General features: G+C 71.7%; 18 protein-coding genes. 11 read left to right on the plus strand and 7 right to left on the minus strand.

Annotation, left to right across the window (positions count from 1 at the left end; translation table 11 throughout):
* Positions 1–88 precede the first annotated feature (88 nt).
* From ABD198_RS26465 to ABD198_RS26505, 9 genes are all read left to right on the plus strand, one after another.
* Positions 89–733 (plus strand): HAD family hydrolase, encoded by a 645-nt coding sequence (locus ABD198_RS26465; RefSeq protein ID WP_344006474.1) that lies wholly within the window; start codon positions 89–91, stop codon positions 731–733.
* Between the two features lie 93 nt (positions 734–826).
* Positions 827–1573, plus strand: coding sequence for a VC0807 family protein (locus ABD198_RS26470; protein ID WP_344006476.1), 747 nt, complete (start codon positions 827–829; stop codon positions 1571–1573).
* Between the two features lie 112 nt (positions 1574–1685).
* Positions 1686–2957, plus strand: a complete 1272-nt coding sequence (locus ABD198_RS26475; protein ID WP_344006478.1) for an MFS transporter — start codon at positions 1686–1688, stop codon at positions 2955–2957.
* Positions 2908–4080 carry an acetoin utilization protein AcuC gene (locus ABD198_RS26480; RefSeq protein WP_344006480.1) on the plus strand — a complete coding sequence of 391 codons (1173 nt, stop codon included), beginning with the start codon at positions 2908–2910 and terminating at the stop codon, positions 4078–4080. The genes ABD198_RS26475 and ABD198_RS26480 overlap by 50 nt, the downstream gene beginning before the upstream one ends.
* Before the next feature lie 300 nt (positions 4081–4380).
* On the plus strand, positions 4381–5142 hold the full coding sequence (locus ABD198_RS26485) for a phosphatase (RefSeq protein WP_425580560.1): 762 nt from the start codon (positions 4381–4383) through the stop codon (positions 5140–5142).
* A 129-nt stretch (positions 5143–5271) separates the two neighbouring features.
* On the plus strand, positions 5272–5484 hold the full coding sequence (locus ABD198_RS26490) for a helix-turn-helix domain-containing protein (protein WP_019981034.1): 213 nt from the start codon (positions 5272–5274) through the stop codon (positions 5482–5484).
* Between the two features lie 159 nt (positions 5485–5643).
* Positions 5644–5742: a 30S ribosomal protein bS22 gene (locus ABD198_RS26495; RefSeq protein ID WP_003948845.1), complete on the plus strand. Its 99-nt coding sequence runs from the start codon at positions 5644–5646 to the stop codon at positions 5740–5742.
* Positions 5743–5932: 190 nt separating this feature from the next.
* Entirely contained in the window at positions 5933–6994 is a 1062-nt protein-coding gene (locus tag ABD198_RS26500; protein WP_344006487.1) for an NAD-dependent epimerase/dehydratase family protein, read from the plus strand.
* A 14-nt stretch (positions 6995–7008) separates the two neighbouring features.
* Positions 7009–8070 (plus strand): lysophospholipid acyltransferase family protein, encoded by a 1062-nt coding sequence (locus ABD198_RS26505; RefSeq protein WP_344006489.1) that lies wholly within the window; start codon positions 7009–7011, stop codon positions 8068–8070.
* A 204-nt stretch (positions 8071–8274) separates the two neighbouring features.
* On the opposite strand, the gene ABD198_RS26510 is transcribed toward ABD198_RS26505, so the two are convergent.
* Entirely contained in the window at positions 8275–9516 is a 1242-nt protein-coding gene (locus ABD198_RS26510) for a DUF5667 domain-containing protein (RefSeq protein ID WP_344006491.1), read from the minus strand.
* A 234-nt stretch (positions 9517–9750) separates the two neighbouring features.
* Positions 9751–10527, minus strand: coding sequence for an ECF subfamily RNA polymerase sigma factor, BldN family (locus ABD198_RS26515; protein WP_344006493.1), 777 nt, complete (start codon positions 10525–10527; stop codon positions 9751–9753).
* 297 nt (positions 10528–10824) lie between these two features.
* Here ABD198_RS26515 and ABD198_RS26520 point away from each other — a divergent pair, with 297 nt between their 5' ends.
* A complete protein-coding gene (locus ABD198_RS26520; RefSeq protein ID WP_344006495.1) occupies positions 10825–11259 on the plus strand; it encodes a hypothetical protein in 435 nt (144 codons plus the stop codon).
* Between the two features lie 152 nt (positions 11260–11411).
* Here the strand turns inward: ABD198_RS26520 and ABD198_RS26525 are convergent, their stop codons facing one another.
* The 5 genes from ABD198_RS26525 to ABD198_RS26545 form a co-directional block, all read right to left on the minus strand.
* Positions 11412–13121: a bifunctional uroporphyrinogen-III C-methyltransferase/uroporphyrinogen-III synthase gene (locus tag ABD198_RS26525; RefSeq protein WP_344006497.1), complete on the minus strand. Its 1710-nt coding sequence runs from the start codon at positions 13119–13121 to the stop codon at positions 11412–11414.
* Positions 13118–14077: a hydroxymethylbilane synthase gene (hemC, locus tag ABD198_RS26530; RefSeq protein WP_344006499.1), complete on the minus strand. Its 960-nt coding sequence runs from the start codon at positions 14075–14077 to the stop codon at positions 13118–13120. The genes ABD198_RS26525 and hemC overlap by 4 nt, the downstream gene beginning before the upstream one ends.
* Entirely contained in the window at positions 14070–15821 is a 1752-nt protein-coding gene (locus ABD198_RS26535) for a glutamyl-tRNA reductase (protein WP_344006502.1), read from the minus strand. The genes hemC and ABD198_RS26535 overlap by 8 nt, the downstream gene beginning before the upstream one ends.
* On the minus strand, positions 15818–16618 hold the full coding sequence (locus ABD198_RS26540; RefSeq protein ID WP_344006504.1) for a redox-sensing transcriptional repressor Rex: 801 nt from the start codon (positions 16616–16618) through the stop codon (positions 15818–15820). The genes ABD198_RS26535 and ABD198_RS26540 overlap by 4 nt, the downstream gene beginning before the upstream one ends.
* 322 nt (positions 16619–16940) lie before the next feature.
* The gene (locus tag ABD198_RS26545; RefSeq protein ID WP_344006506.1) at positions 16941–17219 is read right to left on the minus strand and encodes a glutaredoxin family protein; all 279 of its coding nucleotides are present in this window, start codon (positions 17217–17219) and stop codon (positions 16941–16943) included.
* A gap of 98 nt (positions 17220–17317) precedes the next feature.
* Here ABD198_RS26545 and ABD198_RS26550 point away from each other — a divergent pair, with 98 nt between their 5' ends.
* Positions 17318–18244, plus strand: coding sequence for an HAD family hydrolase (locus tag ABD198_RS26550; protein WP_344006508.1), 927 nt, complete (start codon positions 17318–17320; stop codon positions 18242–18244).
* The last annotated feature ends 154 nt before the right edge of the window (positions 18245–18398 follow it).

Genomic DNA, 18398 nt, shown 5'->3' on the forward strand with positions numbered 1-18398 from the left:
TCTGTGGGAGAGTAGGACGCCGCCGGACGATTTTTCCGGGAAACCCCGCACCTTCTGGTGCGGGGTTTTCTGCGTTTAGGGTCGAGGTATGCGCTATGACTTGGTCATCTTCGACAACGACGGTGTGCTGGTGGACAGCGAGCCGATTTCCAACCGGCACCTCGCCGCTTACCTCACCGAGCTCGGGCACCCGACCTCGTACGAGGACTCCATCCGTGACTTCATGGGGTCCGCCATGCATCGCGTGCACGAGCTGGTGGAGCAGCGGTCGGGGCGGAAGCTGCCGGAGGACTTCGACGATGTGTTCCACGCCCGGGTCTTCGCCGCGTTCGAGCGGGAGTTGCAGCCGGTGGCCGGTGTCGGGGATGTGCTCGGGAAGCTGACGGCCGACGGGGTGCGGTACTGCGTGGCCTCGTCCGGCAGCCATGAGCGGATCCGGGTCGGGCATCGGACGACCGGGCTGGACCGGTGGTTCGGGGACGAGCTGATCTTCAGCTCGCAGGATGTCGGTCGGGGCAAGCCGGCACCCGATCTCTTTCTGTACGCGGCCGAGCGGATGGGCGTCGCCCCGGAGCGGTGCGTTGTCGTCGAGGACAGCCCACTGGGCGTGCAGGCGGCCGTGGCGGCCGGGATGGATGTGTACGGGTTCACGGCGATGACGCCGCCGGAGAAGCTCGCGGGGGCCACCGGACTCTTCGCGGCGATGCGGGAGTTGCCCGAACTGCTGGTGTGATGCCCGGCAGCGGTGGGCCCATGACAATCGTCATGCCGAGATGCGGACGTTCGTTTCTACTGCGCGACCCGGCCCGGCCGGGAAGCTGAGGGCATGACGACGAACTCGGGTGTGCACAAGGGCAAGCGGCCGGCCCTCCTGCCGGTGGTTCTGGACGTGGCGGTGCCGGTCGGGACGTACTACCTGCTGAGGAGCGCCGCGGGGATGAGCGAGTTCGCCGCCCTCGCCTGGAGCAGCGTGTTCCCGGCCGTGCGCACGGGGTGGGGGCTGGTGAGGGAGCGGGCGGTGAATGCGTTCGCCGTGCTCATCCTCTTCGTCAATGTGACGTCGATGGTGCTCGGCTTCGTCTCCGGTGACGCGCGGATGATGCTGGTGCGGGAGAGCTCGGTCGGGAGCGTCATCGGTATCGGTGTGCTGGTGTCGGTGGCGCTGGGGAAGCCGATGATGACCTCGGCCATGAAGCCGTGGCTCGTCCGTGGCCAGGAGGAGCGGGAGGCGGCCTGGACGCGGCTGATGGGCGGGTCGGAGGCGTTCCGGCGGGCCGAGCGGAGGTTCTCGGTGGTGTGGGGCGCGGCGCTGCTCGGGGAGTGCGTGGTGCGGGTGATCGGGGCGTATGCGCTGCCGGTGGACACCATGGTGTGGCTGGGTACGGTGCTGATGATCGTCACGCTGGCGGGTGCGTTTCTGGTGGCCGGGGCGCTGGGTGCCGGGCCGATGGCGGCCATGCTCGCCGCGGAGGTGAAGACGCCTGGAGTGTGCGGGACGGTCACGGCTGCCGAAGGTGCCGAGGCTGCCGAGAGTTCCGAGGAACCGGAGCCTGCGGTCGTGGGCGTGGGGTGAAGGCGGGGGCGACGCCTGGGCTGAGCGCCGCCTTGAACACCGGTGAAACTGAAGGAAATTCATCTTTGGCCGGATCTACCCACCGGTACGCCGGGGCCCTACGCTCGCCGCCATGACCGATGTGCTGCGGCGCGGCAGGGCCTCGCTGGCGTTCGCTTTCCTGGTCCAGGGCGTCGCCTTCGCCCTGCTCGTGACGCGGATCCCGGCCATCCAGGACCAGTACGGGGTGTCCGACTCCCTGCTGCCCGTCTTCCTGGCCGCCGTGCCGATCCTGGCCGGTGTCGGCAGTGTGGCGACCGAGCGGGTGGTGCGGCGGGCCGCGCCGAGCCGGGTGCTGCGGTGGTCGCAGCCGGTCGTGCTGCTGTCGCTGCTGGTGGTCGGGGCGGGGGAGCAGATGGCCGTGCTGGCCGCTGCGCTGGCGGTGTTCGGGTTGGCGGTCGGTGCGCTGGACGCCTCGATGAACATGCTCGGGGTGAGTCTGCAGCGGGCCTACGGGCGCAGCATCATGCTGGGTTTCCACGCCGCCTATAGCCTGGGCGGGATCGTCGGGGCGTCGCTGGCGTGGGCCGGGGCGCACTGGCAGCTGGCGCTGTGGGTGTCGTATCTGCCGGTGGTGCTGGTGCTGATGCCGGCGGCGCTGGCGGGGAGCCGCTGGTACGTCGACGAGGAGGAGGACGGGGAACAGAAGGGGGAGGAGAACGGCGGGCTTGCGGCCGAGGGGACGGCGGCGAAGGGCTCCGGGGACGCCGGGGGTGCGGGGTTCCGGTGGCTGCTGCCGCTGTGTCTGGTGATGACCGTGGCGTACATCGGGGACTCGACGGTCTCCAACTGGAGTGCCAAGTATCTGCAGGACGTGCTGGGGAGCAGCGAGCAGCTGGCGACGGTCCCCTACAACGTCTATATGGTCACCACGCTGCTCGGGCGGGTGATCGGGGACTTCGGGGTGCGGCGGTTCGGGGCCGTGGCGGTGGTGCGGAGCGGGGCGCTGGTGGCCGCGTCGGGGTTCGCGGTGGTGGCCGGGGCGCCGGGCGCGTGGGTGGGCATGCTGGGGTTCACGCTGCTGGGGCTCGGGCTGTGCGTGCTGGTGCCGCAGACCTTCGCCGCGGCGGGCCGGCGGGCCCATGAGCTGCCCGGGCCGGGGGCCTCGGACGCGGCCATTGCGCGGCTGAACGTCTTCAACTACGTGGGATTCCTGATCGGTTCGCCCCTGGTGGGGGCGGTCGGGGAAGCCTGGAGCTACCGCGGGGCGATGCTGGTGCCGATGGTGTTGGTGCTGGTGACACTCGTCCATGGCCGGTCGTTCGTGGCTCAACCGGACCGATACGGTGGCGGGCATGAGCGGCCGCACACAGCTGATGTGGGACGAGGCAGTAACGGGCTATGACTTCGGCCGGGACCATCCGATGGACCCGGTCCGGCTCGCCCTGACCCGGAGTCTGATCGACGCCCTCGGACTCGACCGTGAGGTGGAGGTGGTCGCCGCGAAGGCGGCCGGGGAGTCGACGCTGCGGCTCGTCCACCGGCAGGACTACATCGACGCGGTCAAGGCGGCCTCGGCGGACCCGAGGGCCGCGGACACCTCGTACGGGCTCGGGACGATCGACGATCCCGCGTTCGCCGGGATGCACGAGGTGTCGGCGCTGATCGCGGGGCAGTCGGTGGGGGCGGCGGAGGCGGTGTGGCGGGGGGAGGCGCCGCACGCGGTGAACTTCGCGGGCGGGCTGCACCATGCGATGCCGGGGTCCGCGTCCGGGTTCTGTGTGTACAACGACGCGGCGCTGGCGATCGCGCGGCTGCTGGAACTGGGGGCCGAGCGGGTGGCGTATGTCGACGTCGACGTGCATCACGGGGACGGGGTGCAGGCGGCGTTCTGGGAGGATCCGCGGGTTCTGACGATCTCGCTGCACGAGGATCCGCGGACGCTGTTCCCGCAGACCGGGTGGCCGGAGGAGACCGGGGCGGGCAGGGCGGAGGGCACCGCGGTGAATGTGGCGCTGCCGGCGGGGACGGGGGACGCGGGGTGGCTGCGGGCGTTCCATGCCGTGGTGCCGGAGCTGCTGGCGGAGTTCCGGCCGCAGGTGCTGGTGACGCAGCACGGGGCGGATACGCACTTCGAGGATCCGCTGGCGCATCTGGCGGTGTCGCTGGATGCGCAGCGGGCGGTGCAGGTGGCGTGTCATGAGCTGGCGCACGAGTACGCCGGGGGGCGGTGGGTTGCGCTGGGCGGCGGGGGCTATGCGGTGGTGGAGGTCGTGCCGCGGTCGTGGGCTCATCTGGTGGGGATCGCTGCGGAGCGGGCGGTGGAGCCGGAGACGGTGATTCCTGAAGGGTGGCGGCAGGAGGTGTATGCGCGGACGCGGCAGTTGGGGCCGGTGCGGATGACTGATGGGCGGTGGCCGGTTTCGTTCGCGTCCTGGGAGGAGGGGTACGACCCGGCGGATCGGTTGGATCAGGCGGTGCTGGCGACTCGGCGGGCGGTGTTTCCGTTGCGGGGGTTGTTGGCGTAGGGGAGCTGACCGGTTCTTTGACTGGTTGCCCGGCGTGAGGGCTGGGCGGGGGTGGGTGCGCTCACCGGCGCTGGCGGGGTGCCTCCCCCACTCTCGACTGCGCTCGAGCGGGGGGACCCCCATCGCCCGCCCGTGCCTTCCTAGGCGGCACGAATGCCCGCGGCTACGTGGGCTCGGTGTACGCCGACCGTGGGTTGTTCGGGGGAACGGGACCCCGGAGGGGCCGGGGTGGGTCAGGATCGGGGGGTGGTCAGTGCTGGGGAGATTCGGGGGCATTTGGTTGCCGCTCGGCTTGCGGGGGTGGTGGCGACCACGCGGGAGGAGAGCCTGCGGAGTTATCGGCTGTTCGCGGCGCGGGATCCGCGGGTGCTGATCGGGATCGAGCCCGTGTGGTCCTGGGGGCAGCGGGAGGTCGCCGCGCTGATGGCCGAGCGGTGCGGGTCTCCGGCCGATCCGGGGCGCACCGGCGGCCAGGAGGTGATCGATCCGGAGCGAACGCTGGCCGCCCTGGACGCCTATGCGGAACGGCTCGCTGCGGCCGCGCGGCGGCGGGCCGCCGTGCTGCTGGGGACCGGGCACCCGCACCCGCTGCTCGGTTTCTACGCCGCTCTGGCAGACGCCTTGTCGGCGGCGGGATGTACCGTCCTCACCCCGGCGCAGGGTCGCTGTGTCGACATAACGACCCGGTTCGGTCTACGCACGTACAACCTCGGCTACGTACGGGGAGTCGCGCTCGTCCGCGACGGCGACCCCCAGCGCCCCGGTTGTGAGCCCGGCGCACACACGCACTCCCCTCTCCCGGTTCGTACCGCGCTGGAAGCGGCGGCCGAGGCCGGCGGGCCGCTTCCGGATCTGGTGATCGGTGATCATGGTTGGGCCTGCGCGGCAGGTCAGCTGGGGTTCGAGGTGATCGCCCTGGCCGATGTGAACGATCCGGCGCCGTTCGTCGGGCAGGCGGAGGGGTGCGTGTCCGTCGTCGTTCCGCTCGAGGACGGTGCGCGGTCCGATTACTACCTGCCGTTGACCCGCTACGTACTCAATCGGGCGTGTCTGTCACAGTAGGCCGCCGATGGGTGCACCTCTTCCCCACTCGCATCACCCGCCCCTACATTGGGGAGTGAGCACGCAGCGACGAAGAGTCACCGGAAGGGGAAGCCGGTGGCCGTCGAGTGCGGAAGGTTCAGGTGTGTCATGGCTGCAGCTGGCGAAAGGCCTCTGAACGAGGTTCAGTTCCTTACCGTGGCGGAGGTCGCCTCGGTGATGCGAGTGTCCAAGATGACCGTGTACCGCCTGGTGCACAGCGGTCATCTGCCCGCGATCCGGGTGGGGCGGTCCTTCCGCGTCCCCGAGCAAGCGGTGCACGACTATCTCCGCGAGAGCTACGTGGGGGTGGAAACCGCCTGACGGCGAGCCGGGGAGCGCCCGTCCAGGGCACCTTCGGGCCCTCCCCGGGTACCTCGATTACGACCTCAGCGCTCGGGCGGGTAGGCTAACCCCTCGAAGGTCGTGTGGGCCCATGGCGCCCAAACACACCGAGTGATGAGAAGTGAGCGAGGGTTAGTCGTGGGCTCTGTTATCAAGAAGCGGCGTAAGCGGATGGCCAAGAAGAAGCACCGCAAGCTGCTCAAGCGCACGCGCGTCCAGCGCCGCAACAAGAAGTAAGCGGCAGCGCGAAAGCGTGTCCAGTGGCCCCCCACCGCAAGCCGGTGGGGGGCCACTGTCATGGGAAGACGGGTACGCGACGGGTATGCGTTTCGGCCGCTCGTCACTTCCCGCAGTCGGAAGACACCACAGAGCGACTACTACCCGGTAGGTTGGCCCCACGGACCAGGGCGAAAGGAAGGCGCTGATCTTGGGAAAGGTCGTGCTCGTGACCGGAGTGGCCCGTCAGCTGGGGGGCCGTTTCGTCCGGCGGATCCAGCGTGACCCCGAGGTGGACCGGGTCGTCGCCGTGGACGCGGTCCCGCCCGAGCATCATCTGGGCGGCGCGGACTACGTCCAGGCCGACATCCGCCAGCCCACCATCGCCCGCGTGCTCGCCGAGTCCGGCGCCGACACGGTCGTCCATCTCGACGTCACGGGCACTCCGCTGGGCAGCGGCAGCCGGGCCGCGCTGAAGGAGACCAACGTCATCGGCACCATGCAGCTGCTCGGTGCCTGCCAGAAGTCCCCGCACGTGAAACGGCTGGTCGTGAAGTCCAGCACCAATGTCTACGGTTCGGCACCCCGCGATCCGGCGGTGTTCACCGAGACCACCCCGCCCAAGTCCCTGCCCAGCGGCGGCTTCGCCAAGGACACCGTGGAGGTCGAGGGCTATGTGCGGGGCTTCGCCCGGCGCAGGCCGGACGTGGCGGTGTGTGTGCTGCGGTTCGCCAACATCCTCGGCCCGACCGCGGACAGCCCGCTCGCCTCGTACTTCTCGCTGCCCGTGCTGCCGACCGTGCTGGGCTACGACCCGCGGCTGCAGTTCGTGCACGAGGACGATGTGATCGAGGTGCTGCGGATCGGCTCCCACGAGCCGCGGCGGGGCACGCTCAACAGCGGCACGTTCAACATCGCCGGCGACGGTGTGCTGCTGCTGTCCCAGTGCTCGCGGCGGCTGGGCCGGCCCACCGTGCCGCTGCTGCTGCCCGCGGTCACCTGGGCGAACACGGTGATGCGTACCCTGGGGATGACGGACTTCTCGCCCGAGCAGATCCGGCTGCTCACCCACGGCCGGGTGGTGGCGACGGACCAGATGCGTGACGTTCTGGGTTTCACCCCCAAGTACACGACTGCCGAAACGTTTGCGGACTTCGTGCGCAGCCGCGGGCCGGGGCTGCTTCCGCCGGAGGCCCTCGCCGCGGCTGTCGACCGGATCGCGGCGCTGCCCCTGCCGGGCAGCTCTCACCCCCCGAAGCAGAGCGCCAACTGAGGAGCGCAGCAACGATGGCGGACGCCAAGGTCATTCCGTTCGACGACGACCGGTCCCGTGGAGGATCCACGCCGCGCTCGTCGCGCCGCCGCGGTGCGTCGAGCCGCCGCGCGGGCGGGGAGCAGCCGGCGGTGGGGGAGGTCCAGCCCCTGCCGGGCGTGGCCCCCGTGCGGGACGATGATCCGGTGACCCATGAGGACGAGCGGCCCGGGAAGCAGGCCGGGGACGACGACTCCGGCGGCCTGGAGCAGCGCCTCGCGAGCGGGCTGGCGTTCCTGCGCCGCCGCCTCACCGGTGACTACGAGGTCGACGACTTCGGGTACGACGAGGAGCTCACCGACCAGGTCCTGATGTCCCTGCTCCGCCCGCTGTACGAGAAGTACTTCCGGGTGGAGGTGAAGGGCACCGAGAACATCCCGGCCGAGGGCGGCGCGCTGATCGTCGCCAACCACTCCGGGACGGTGCCGATGGACGGCCTGATGATGCAGGTCGCCGTGCACGACAAGCATCCGGCCGGCCGTCATCTGCGGCTGCTGGCGGCGGATCTGGTGTTCGTGCTGCCGGTGGTCAACGAGCTGGCCCGCAAGCTGGGCCACACCCTGGCCTGCGCGGAGGACGCCTCCCGGCTGCTGGAGCAGGGGGAGCTGGTCGGGGTGATGCCGGAGGGCTTCAAGGGCATCGGCAAGCCCTTCGCCGACCGCTACAAGCTGCAACGCTTCGGCAGGGGCGGCTTCGTCTCCACGGCGCTGCGGGCGCGCACTCCGATCGTGCCGTGCTCGATCGTCGGCGCGGAGGAGATCTACCCGATGATCGGCAACGCCAAGACCCTCGCGAGGCTGCTGGGGCTGCCGTACTTCCCGCTGACGCCGACCTTCCCGTGGCTGGGGCCGCTGGGTGCGATCCCGCTGCCGACGAAGTGGACGATCCAGTTCGGTGAGCCGATCCCGACGGACGGGTATCCGCCGGAGGCGGCGGAGGATCCGATGCTGATGTTCAACCTGACCGATCAGGTGCGCGAACAGATTCAGCACACGCTGTACAAGCTGCTGGTGCAGCGGCGGTCGGTGTTCTTCTGAGCGGCTGACCGGCTGAGCGGTTGAGCGGCTGACCGGTTGAGCGAATCGGGCGGCCGTCAGCGCGGCTCTTCCGGCCGTCTGCGCACGCGGCGGGGCGCCCTCCCGGATGGGGATCGGGAGGGCGCCCCGTGCGGCTGTACGGTGCCCCGCAGCCCTGCTCGGGCCCCCTTTGGTCTGGTCGCTCTGCTCGGGTCCTGCTCGGCCCTACTCCGCGTCCTCGCCTTCGATGCCGAGGCCCGGGAGCAGGCCGGGCAGCAGCGGCGGGAGGGTGACGTCGGGCTTGTCGGGCCGGGTGAGGCCGTCGGTGATGGGCGGCGAGCTCTTGCTGCCGCTGCTCTCCTTGGGCGGGTCGAGCAGGCCGCCGGTGTTGCCGCCGAGCAGGCCGTCGTTCTCCTTGCCGGAGTCGGCGGAGCTGCTGGGGCCCTCGCTGCCGGAGCCGCGCTCCTCGGCGGTGCCGCCGGTGCTGCCGGGCGCCTTGGAGGCGCCGCCGGGGCTCGAGGAGTCGCTGGGCGCGGTTCCCGAGCCGTGCTGCTTGCCGTCGCCCCCGCCCTTGCGGGCCGGGGACTCGGGGAGCATGGACTGCAGCGGGGCGACGTCCTCGTCTATGGCGTCGAAGACGGAGTTGACCTGTTCGCTGACGTCCCCGAGCTGCAGGGGCAGGCGCTGGCGCAGGTTGCCCCACAGCTCGCGGTGCGACTGGGAGAAGGAGGAGAGCGCCTGCATGGGGGCCAGCGAGTCGGGGTTGCGCTGGTAGGCCTCGCGCAGCAGGCGGTGGCCCTCGGAGGCGTCGTGCCGCATGTTGGACAGGGCGTGGCGGACCTCGGTGAGGGACTCGTGGTCGAGGGGGCCGCTGCGGCCGCGTTCCATCAGGCGGCGGGCCTCGCTCAGACGGGTGGAGGCGTGGTCGAGGTAGACCTGGCCGCGCTCGTCGTTGCCGTCGGCGAAGGTGAGTTTGACGTCCTCGATGCCGCGCTTGAGTCCGTAGAGGGTGTCGCCGGGCAGGGCGTCGGAGCTGGCGGCGGCGACTCCGCCGAGGGCGCCCGCGGCGACGCCGACGCCGATGCCGCCGGCGGTGAGGCCCTTGGCGAGCCGGGAGCGGGGACGGAGCCTGCTCAGAGCCGTCGCCCGGTGGGCGCCGTGGGCGCGGCGCCCGCGTTGCCCGGGTACGGGCGGGTCAGCCGTGCCGCCCGCCGTGCCCTCGCGCAGCATGGCTTCGAAGGCGGCCACCAGCTGGGCGCGCTGGACGGTCTTGACCTCCGGGTCCAGCTCCGGCCTGGGCAGTGCGCGGAGCTCGCCGGCGAGTTCGAGCAGTCGCGTCTGCTCGGTCTCCGCGGCGATCGGTGCCGGTCCTTCGGACTGCTCGGCCGCCGTGCCCCGGTCGGTCTGCTCCTCCAGGGCCTGGGCGAAGGCGCTCGCCCGCCGGTGCGCCGATACATTCGCGATCACTGGCGGCACCTCCTCTCGTCATGACGGTCGACTCCCCAGGGGGTCCTGAGGGTTCCCGCAGCTGACCACTTGCACACGATCGGGTGATCGAAGTTGGTCAGGGGGTGACCACAGGGAGCCTGCATCCCGCACAACGAGCGGTGCGGCACTTGGGTTACGGACGCCGGGGGATCCGTTGATGAAGTCAACGCGGCCTCACGGAACGTGAGTTGCGGGTCGCCGAGCGTGCCCGGATCAGCGGGCGTCGTCCGGCAGGAGCCGGGCGAGGGTGCGCACCGCCCGGTACTGGAGCGTCTTGATGGCGCCCTCGTTCTTGCCCATCACCCGGGCGGTCTCGGCCACCGACAGACCCTGCAGGAAGCGCAGCGTGACGCACTCCTGCTGCTGGGGATTGAGGCGGCGCACGGCGTCCAGCAGGGCGGCGTTGGACAGGGACTCCAGGACCGAGTCCTCCGGGGAGCGCTCGACCTCGTTGGCGTCGAGCATCTCGCCGGTGGTGACCTCCAGGCGGAAGCGGCTGGACTTGAAGTGGTCGGCGACCAGGTTGCGGGCGATGGTGACGAGCCAGGCGCCGAAGTCGCGCCCCTGCCAGGTGAAGGTGCCGATCCTGCGCAGGGCCCGCAGAAAGGTCTCGCTGGTGAGGTCCTCGGCGGTCGCCTTGCCTCCCACGCGGTAGTAGATGTACCGGTACACGGTGTCGCTGTACTGGTCGTAGAGGCGCCCGAAGGCGTCGGCCTCGCCGGCCTGGGCGCGCTCGACCAGGTCCATCATCCGGGCGCTGTCGCTGTCCGCGGCGGGCCGGCGTGCGGTGGCCGCGCCCGAGGAGCGCCCGCGTCTGCCGACCGCGGCACTGCCTTCGGCGAGGGCGTAGCAGGGGCCGACGGGTGCGGTGGCGAAGGCGGGGACGGCGTACGCGGTGGGGACGAAGCCGCGCAACAGGTCTCGGGCCGTTGCGACCGTCGCGCGCAGCGTAGCCAGGCCCGAGGCGTCAACCCCGACGTGTGGGTACACGGGACTCCCAGAGGCAGAGCTTCCATCACATGCACTTCGGAACCTTTCACCCGTCGTAGCGACGGAGAGGTGCCGGTTTGCGTCTGAGGAGAATAACGCTTCGTACAGGCGCTGCTACACCGAGTTGCTCAAATCATCGATTACGTCGCTTCTGTAGTCGGTTGACGCCCTGTCAGGTGCCGGAGAGTGACCATTTGTTGACCGGATTGCTTCGTTTTCCGGGTTCATGTAGGGCGAGTTGTGGCCGTGTGCAGCCAACAGGGCTGAACAGGCGGGTTGCGGGGTAAGACGCGGGGATTGGTCGCGTGGCGTACTGGACGACCCGCTCCGGTCGACCCCGCGCTCCCCGAACCCCGGCGCGGTCCGGACAAGGTGCGGCGGCGCAAGGCGGCGGAGCGGGCCCGGGCGCGGGAGAAGGCGTGGGCGAAGGAGCAGGAGCGCGCGGCGCTGCGGGAGCGGGAACAGGAGCGGGCGCGGGCGCGGGAGGAGCCGTACCAGCGGCTGCCGGTCCGGGCCGCCGAGGACGGACGGCGCCGGGAGCGGGCCGGGCAGCGGGCGCCGGAGCTGGTGGCGAGTGCGGGGCCGGATCCGGAGGTGAACACGCTCGAGATCGCCAGGCTGCTGCTGATGCGTGAGCGGGAGGTGACGCCGGAGCAGCTGCGGCGGGCGGTCCGGGTCTCGAGGAGACGTACGAGACGCGCGTCCGCGCCTTCAGGGACTCGGGCGGGCTGATGCCCTGGCCGGATGCGCCGACCCTGATCCCGGTGCTCTTCGGGCCACGCCCAGGCGACGAGTAGAGGCAGGATCGTCCGCCCGGCCGCAAAGACGAAGGCGGGGCGGCCCCGGAGTGGGGGCGCCCCGCCTTGTTGCCGGTCTCGGACCGGTCAGGTCGTGGAGCGGCGGCGGCGGGAGCCCGGGCGGCGTTCGCTCGGGCGGGTCACCGGGTCGCCGGCCTCCAGCGCGGCCAGGCGGCGCCGGGCGCCGAAGTCGGCCAGCGCCTCCGCCAGCTTGTGGACGGACGGCTCGGGGGCCATCACGTCCACCCGCAGGCCGTGCTCCTCGGCCGTCTTCGCGGTGGCCGGGCCGATGCAGGCGATCACCGTCACGTTGTGCGGCTTGCCCGCGATGCCGACCAGGTTGCGGACCGTGGAGGAGGAGGTGAACAGGACCGCGTCGAAGCCGCCGCCCTTGATCGCCTCGCGGGTCTCCGCCGGGGGCGGCGAGGCGCGGACCGTGCGGTAGGCGGTGACGTCGTCGACCTCCCAGCCCAGCTCGATCAGGCCGGCCACCAGCGTCTCGGTGGCGATGTCGGCGCGGGGCAGGAAGACACGGTCGATCGGGTCGAACACCGGGTCGTAGGGCGGCCAGTCCTCCAGGAGGCCCGCCGCCGACTGCTCGCCGCTCGGCACCAGGTCCGGCTTGACGCCGAAGGCGACCAGCGCGGCCGCCGTCTGCTCGCCGACCGCGGCCACCTTGATGCCGGCGAAGGCGCGGGCGTCGAGGCCGTACTCCTCGAACTTCTCCCGGACCGCCTTGACCGCGTTGACCGAGGTGAAGGCGATCCACTCGTAGCGGCCCGTCACCAGCCCCTTGACCGCCCGCTCCATCTGCTGGGGCGTGCGCGGCGGCTCGACCGCGATGGTCGGGACCTCGTGCGGCACGGCACCGTAGGACCGCAGCTGGTCGGAGAGCGACGCCGCCTGCTCCTTCGTGCGCGGCACGAGCACCTTCCAGCCGAACAGCGGCTTGGACTCGAACCACGCCAGCTGGTCGCGCTGGGCGGCGGAAGAGCGCTCACCGACCACGGCTATCACGGGCCGGCCGCCCTCCGGCGACGGCAGCACCTTCGCCTGCTTCAGCGTCTGCGCGATCGTGCCGAGGGTGGCGGTCCAGGTGCGCTGCCGGGTCGTGGTGCCCGCCACGGTGACCGTCATGGGTGTGTCGGGCTTGCGACCGGCGGACACCAGTTCGCCCGCGGTGGCGGCCACGGTGTCCAGCGTGGCCGAGACGACCACCGTGCCGTCCGAGGCGCCGATCTCCGTCCAGCAGCGGTCCGAGGCCGTGCGCGCGTCCACGAACCGGACGTCGGTGCCCTGCGCGTCGCGCAGCGGCACTCCGGCGTACGCGGGCACACCGACGGCGGCCGCGATGCCGGGGACCACCTCGAAGGGCACCCCGGCGGCGGCGCACGCCAGCATCTCCTCGGCGGCGTAGGAGTCCAGGCCGACATCGCCGGACACCGCACGCACGACCCGCCTGCCGCCCCGCGCGGCCTCCATGACAAGATGTGCGGCATCCCGCACAGCGGGGTCGCCGGCGGTTGTTGACGCGCCGTCAACAACCGTCAGCTGAGGCGTGCCTGTGCCCGTGGCGGTAGCAGCGGAGGAGTCCGCCGCGTCCGTCTGCACCTCGGCGACGCCCTGCCTGGCATGCCGGCGCACGACGTCGAGCACCTCGTGCTCGGCGACGAGGACGTCCGCGTTCGCCAGCGCCTCCACGGCGCGCAGAGTCAGCAGTCCCGGATCCCCGGGTCCGGCACCGAGGAAGGTGACGTGCCCTTGTTCCGGAGGGGCGGGAAGGGTGGTGGGGCTCAATGTGCTCGCTCCCCCATCAGACCGGCCGCGCCCTGCGCGAGCATCTCGGTGGCGAGTTCGCGACCGAGTGCCGTCGCCGCCTCGTGCGTCTCGGGCACGGGACCGGTGGTGGACAGCTGCACCAGCGTGGCACCGTCGGTCGTGCCGACAACACCCCGCAGGCGCATTTCCTTGACAATCTGCCCGTCGGCCAGGAGGTCGGCCAAGGCCCCCACGGGGGCGCTGCAACCGGCCTCCAGGGCGGCGAGCAGTGACCGCTCGGCCGTCACGGCGGCCCGGGTGAACGGGTCGTCGAGCTCGGCGAGCGCGGCGATCAGGCCCGCGTCGTCCGCGGCGCACTCGACCGCCAGTGCCCCCTGGCCGGGAGCGGGCAGTACGGCGTCGACCGAGAGGAAGTCGGTCACCTCGTCGCCGCGGCCGATCCGGTTCATGCCGGCGGCGGCCAGGACGACGGCGTCCAGCTCCCCCTTGTGCACATATCCGATCCGGGTGTCGACGTTCCCGCGGATCGGCACGGTCTCGAAGTCCAGGCCGTGGGCGCGGGCGTACGCGTTGAGCTGGGCCATGCGGCGCGGCGAACCGGTGCCGATGCGCGCCCCGCGCGGCAGGTCGGTCAGCTTCAGCGCGTCCCGGGCGACCATCACGTCCCGCGGGTCCTCGCGCGCCGGGATGGCGGCGAGAGCCAGCTCCTCGGGCTGTGCGGTCGGCAGGTCCTTCAGCGAGTGCACGGCGAAGTCGACCTCGCCGCGCATCAGCGCCTCCCGCAGCGCGGCGACGAACACGCCGGTGCCGCCTATCTGCGCCAGGTGCTCGCGGGAGACGTCGCCGTACGTGGTGATCTCCACCAGTTCCACGGGCCGTCCGGTGACCTGGCTGACCGCCTTCGCCACCTGCCCGGACTGGGCCATGGCGAGCTTGCTGCGCCGCGTCCCCAGCCGTAGTGCCTTGTCACTCATGCCGGCCTCGGTCCTTCTCGGTGGTGCTGTCCCCGGCCCGCGAGACGGACGCGACCGTCTCCGGGTCGAGATCGAACAGGGTCCGCAGCGCGTCCGCGTATCCGGCGCCGCCGGGCTCCGCGGCCAGCTGCTTGACCCGTACGGTCGGCGCGTGGAGCAGCTTGTCGACCACGCGCCGCATGGTCTGGGTGATCTCCGCGCGGTGCTTGTCGTCGAGGCCGGGCAGCCGCCCTTCCAGGCGGGCGATCTCGCCCGCCACCACGTCGGCGGCCATGGCGCGCAGCGCGACCACGGTCGGCGTGATGTGCGCGGCCCGCTGCGCCGCCCCGAACGCGGCGACCTCGTCGGAGACGATACGCCGGACCTGGTCCACATCGGCAGCCATCGGAGCGTCCGCGGACGCCTCGGCGAGCGACTCGATGTCCACCAGCCGCACCCCGGCGAGGCGGTGCACGGCGGCGTCGATGTCCCGCGGCATGGCGAGGTCCAGCAGGAACAGCACCGGCTCCGGGCGCGGCGGCTCGGCCACCGGCTCGGGGCGGCGCCGCTCGGGGATGCGGCCCGCCTTCGCCGCGGTCGCGGCCAGCGCGCCGATCAGCTCGGCGTCGGCCTCCGGGCCGCCCCGGCGGGTGTCCTGCGCGGCGGCGCCTCCGGCGACCCACGCGGCGTGCTGCTCCAGGGTGGCGGCGTCCATGCCGGCCACGGCCGCCTCGCCCGCCACGGAGAAGCCGGGCTGCACGGCGGACAGGTCCAGCGGGCAGTTCTCCTCGGTGCCGACGGACGTCGGCGGCAGCAGGGTCTGCGCGGTGGGGGCGGACCCGGGTGCGGCGGGCACCGCGGTGTCCTCGCCCGCGCCCGCGCCCTCGTTCTCGTCCTCGCCGAGGCCGGCCGGCTGCTCGCCGGTGCGGCCGGCGACGCCCGCGGCGACCTCGTCGGCGGTCAGCACCAGGCCGCTGGCGCCGGTGCAGGAGACGACGACGTCGGCACGTGTCAGCTCGAACGGCACCGAGTCCATCGGGACCGCACGGGCCAGGACGTCCGTGTCGTCGCCCTCGGTGAGGATCTCCGCCAGGCGCTCGGCGCGGTCCTGGGTGCGGTTGGCGATCACGATCTCCGCGACGCCCGCCCGCGCCAGGGTCGCCGCGGCCAGCGAGGACATCGAACCGGCGCCGACGACCAGGGCCTTCTTGTCCCGAGCCCAGCCGTCCACCGGGGCGCCCGCGGCCAGCTGCTCCAGGCCGAAGGTGACCAGGGACTGCCCGGCGCGGTCGATGCCGGTCTCCGAGTGGGCGCGCTTGCCGACCCTCAGGGCCTGCTGGAACAGGTCGTTCAGCAGGCGCCCGGCGGTGTGCAGCTCCTGCGCGCGGGCCAGGGAGTCCTTGATCTGGCCGAGGATCTGGCCCTCGCCGACCACCATCGAGTCCAGCCCGCAGGCCACCGAGAACAGGTGGTGGACGGCCCGGTCCTCGTAGTGCACGTAGAGATAAGGCGTGAGCTCCTCCAGGCCGACCCCGCTGTGCTGGGCGAGCAGCGTGGACAGCTCGGCGACACCGGCGTGGAACTTGTCCACGTCGGCGTAGAGCTCGATGCGGTTGCAGGTGGCCAGTACGGCGGCCTCGGCAGCCGGTTCGGCGGCGACGGTGTCCTGCAGCAGCTTGATCTGGGCGTCCCCGCTCAGCGAGGCCCGCTCCAGCACGCTGACCGGGGCGCTGCGGTGGCTCAGTCCGACGACGAGGAGACTCATGCCGGCATCACGGCGGGTACGTCCCCGTCGGGCCCCTGGTCGGTGGCGGAGGTCCGCTTGGCGCCGTCGGCGCCGTCGGCGGCGTTGGTGGCGGCGGGGGCCGGCACACCGGCGGCCGTCCTGGCGGCGGCCTCCTCGCCGGCCTTGCGCTGCTCGTGGAAGGCGAGGATCTGCAGCTCGATGGAGAGGTCGACCTTGCGCACGTCGACGCCGTCCGGGACGGACAGCACGGTCGGCGCGAAGTTGAGGATGGAGGTGACCCCGGCGGCCACCAGCCGGTCGCAGACCTCCTGGGCGGCGCCCGCGGGGGTCGCGATCACGCCGATGTGGACGCCGTTCTCCCGGACGATCGACTCCAGCTCGTCGGAGTGCTGCACGGGGATCCCGGCGACCGGCTTCCCGGCCATCGAGGGGTCGGCGTCGATCAGCGCGGCGACCCGGAAACCGCGGGAGGCGAAGCCGCCGTAGTTGGCGAGCGCGGCGCCGAGGTTACCGATTCCTACGATCACAACCGGCCAGTCCTGGGTCAGGCCGAGTTCGCGGGAGATCTGGTACACGAGATACTCGACGTCGTACCCGACGCCCCTGGTGCCGTAGGAACCCAGGTAGGAGAAGTCCTTGCGCAGCTTCGCGGAGTTGACCCCCGCGGCCGCCGCCAGCTCCTCCGAGGAGACCGTGGGCACGGAACGCTCCGAGAGCGCGGTCAGGGCGCGGAGGTACAGCGGAAGCCTGGCGACGGTGGCCTCGGGAATCCCTCGGCTACGGGTCGCCGGTCGGTGAGTTCGGCCAGTTGCCACGGTGCTCCTGCGGGTAGAGCGGGGCTTCAGGCGGTCATACGTCCCCGGACCGCCCCGTCGACAGCAGGCTATGTCTTTGTGAACGCGTGCACAAAGATGGTGTCCGATTTGCCCGGCCAACGTGACCCGAGTCACGCGGGCCTGCCGTCTCGGCGGGGAACCGGCGCGGCACGCACAGCGTTCCTTTTCTTCTGGGGGCAAAACAGCACACTCTCCTCTGTGAATCCCGCCCCCGAGACCAAGCCGCCATCGATCCTAAGCGACAATCCGGCCACTTTGTACTGGCCGGTCAGTCGTCGCAGGTCGGCCGGGGAGGGGGCGGTCAGCCGGTGAGGGCCTTGCGGAGGCGGTCCTCGTTCACGCGCCAGAACGTGTGCTGGCGGCCGTCGACGAGCACCACGGGGATCTGCTCCCAGTACTGCGCGTGCAGATCCGGATCCTCGGTGATGTCCTTCTGCTCCCAGCGCACGCCGAGGTCGCCGCAGACCTTCTCGATCACGACCTGCGCGTCGTCGCAGAGATGACATCCCGGTTTGCGGATGAGGGTCACGAGGTGGTCCCGCTGAGTCCTGGACCGGAAGAAGGGGCTCATGCCGGCCATTGTCGCGCGCCCGCCTTAACGACCCGGACGCGTAGAGTTCACGACGTTCAAACCTCTCGACTCAGGAAACACCGAACAGACTGGCTATGCTCACGGACATGGCCGCTCTCGGATGGCTCACTCCCCGTAGGCGCTCCGCCACGGCGCGGAGCGTGTTGGCAGGCGAGGCCTCGGCGGAGGCAGCACGCAAGTCCACCACCGACGTACTCGACCGCGAAGGTGCCGGAGCCGAACCGGAGTTCCCGGTACACGGCGACGAGCGGGCCGCGGCATTCTTCGACCTGGACAACACGGTGATGCAGGGCGCGGCCCTGTTCCACTTCGGGCGCGGGCTGTACAAGCGCAAGTTCTTCGACACCCGTGAGCTGCTGCGGTTCGCCTGGCAGCAGACCTGGTTCCGGCTGGCCGGGGTCGAGGACCCCGAGCACATGCAGGAAGCCCGCGACTCCGCGCTGTCCATCGTCCAGGGGCACAAGGTCGCCGAACTGCAGGCCATCGGCGAGGAGATCTACGACGAGTACATGGCCGAGCGCATCTGGCCCGGCACCCGCGCCCTCGCCCAGGCCCACCTCGACGCCGGCCAGAAGGTGTGGCTGGTCACGGCCGCACCGGTGGAGATCGCCCAGGTCATCGCGCGGCGCCTGGGCCTGACCGGGGCGCTGGGCACGGTCGCCGAGTCCATCGACGGCGTCTACACCGGCAAGCTCGTCGGCGAGCCCCTGCACGGCCCGGCCAAGGCCGAGGCGGTGCGCGCCCTGGCCGCCGCCGAGGGCCTGGACCTCTCACGCTGCGCCGCCTACAGCGACTCCCACAACGACATCCCGATGCTGTCCCTGGTCGGCCACCCCTACGCGATCAACCCCGACAGCAAGCTCCGCAAACACGCCCGCGCCATGGACTGGCGCCTGCGCGACTACCGCACCGGCCGCAAGGCAGCCAAGGTCGGCATCCCCGCCGCCGCGGGCGTCGGCGCGGTGGCCGGCGGCACGGCCGCGGTCATCGCCGTACACCGCCGGCGCCGCTGAGCGGCAGCCCCGCACCGGGGGGTGGCGTCCGGCGGAGGCCGGGCGCCGGACGGCACCGGCGCCGCTTCCGCGTCGACTCCGCGTCGACTCCGCGCCGCTTCCGCGTCGACTCCGCGCCGCTTCCGCGTCGACTCCGCGCCGCTTCCGCGTCGAC

It is taken from the genome of Streptomyces thermocarboxydovorans (assembly GCF_039524635.1).
GTDB classification, from domain to species: Bacteria; Actinomycetota; Actinomycetes; order Streptomycetales; family Streptomycetaceae; genus Streptomyces; species Streptomyces thermocarboxydovorans.

Bases quoted from the DNA above. Each gene is read 5' to 3' on its own strand.
- ABD198_RS26465 (WP_344006474.1), top strand. From the start codon at position 89: ATGCGCTATGACTTGGTCATCTTCGACAACGACGGTGTGCTGGTGGAC.
- ABD198_RS26470 (WP_344006476.1), top strand. From the start codon at position 827: ATGACGACGAACTCGGGTGTGCACAAGGGCAAGCGGCCGGCCCTCCTG.
- ABD198_RS26475 (WP_344006478.1), top strand. From the start codon at position 1,686: ATGACCGATGTGCTGCGGCGCGGCAGGGCCTCGCTGGCGTTCGCTTTC.
- ABD198_RS26480 (WP_344006480.1), top strand. From the start codon at position 2,908: ATGAGCGGCCGCACACAGCTGATGTGGGACGAGGCAGTAACGGGCTAT.
- ABD198_RS26490 (WP_019981034.1), top strand. From the start codon at position 5,272: ATGGCTGCAGCTGGCGAAAGGCCTCTGAACGAGGTTCAGTTCCTTACC.
- ABD198_RS26505 (WP_344006489.1), top strand. From the start codon at position 7,009: ATGGCGGACGCCAAGGTCATTCCGTTCGACGACGACCGGTCCCGTGGA.
- hemC (WP_344006499.1), bottom strand. From the start codon at position 14,077: ATGAGTGACAAGGCACTACGGCTGGGGACGCGGCGCAGCAAGCTCGCC.
- ABD198_RS26535 (WP_344006502.1), bottom strand. From the start codon at position 15,821: ATGAGTCTCCTCGTCGTCGGACTGAGCCACCGCAGCGCCCCGGTCAGC.
- ABD198_RS26545 (WP_344006506.1), bottom strand. From the start codon at position 17,219: ATGGCCGGCATGAGCCCCTTCTTCCGGTCCAGGACTCAGCGGGACCAC.
- ABD198_RS26550 (WP_344006508.1), top strand. From the start codon at position 17,318: ATGGCCGCTCTCGGATGGCTCACTCCCCGTAGGCGCTCCGCCACGGCG.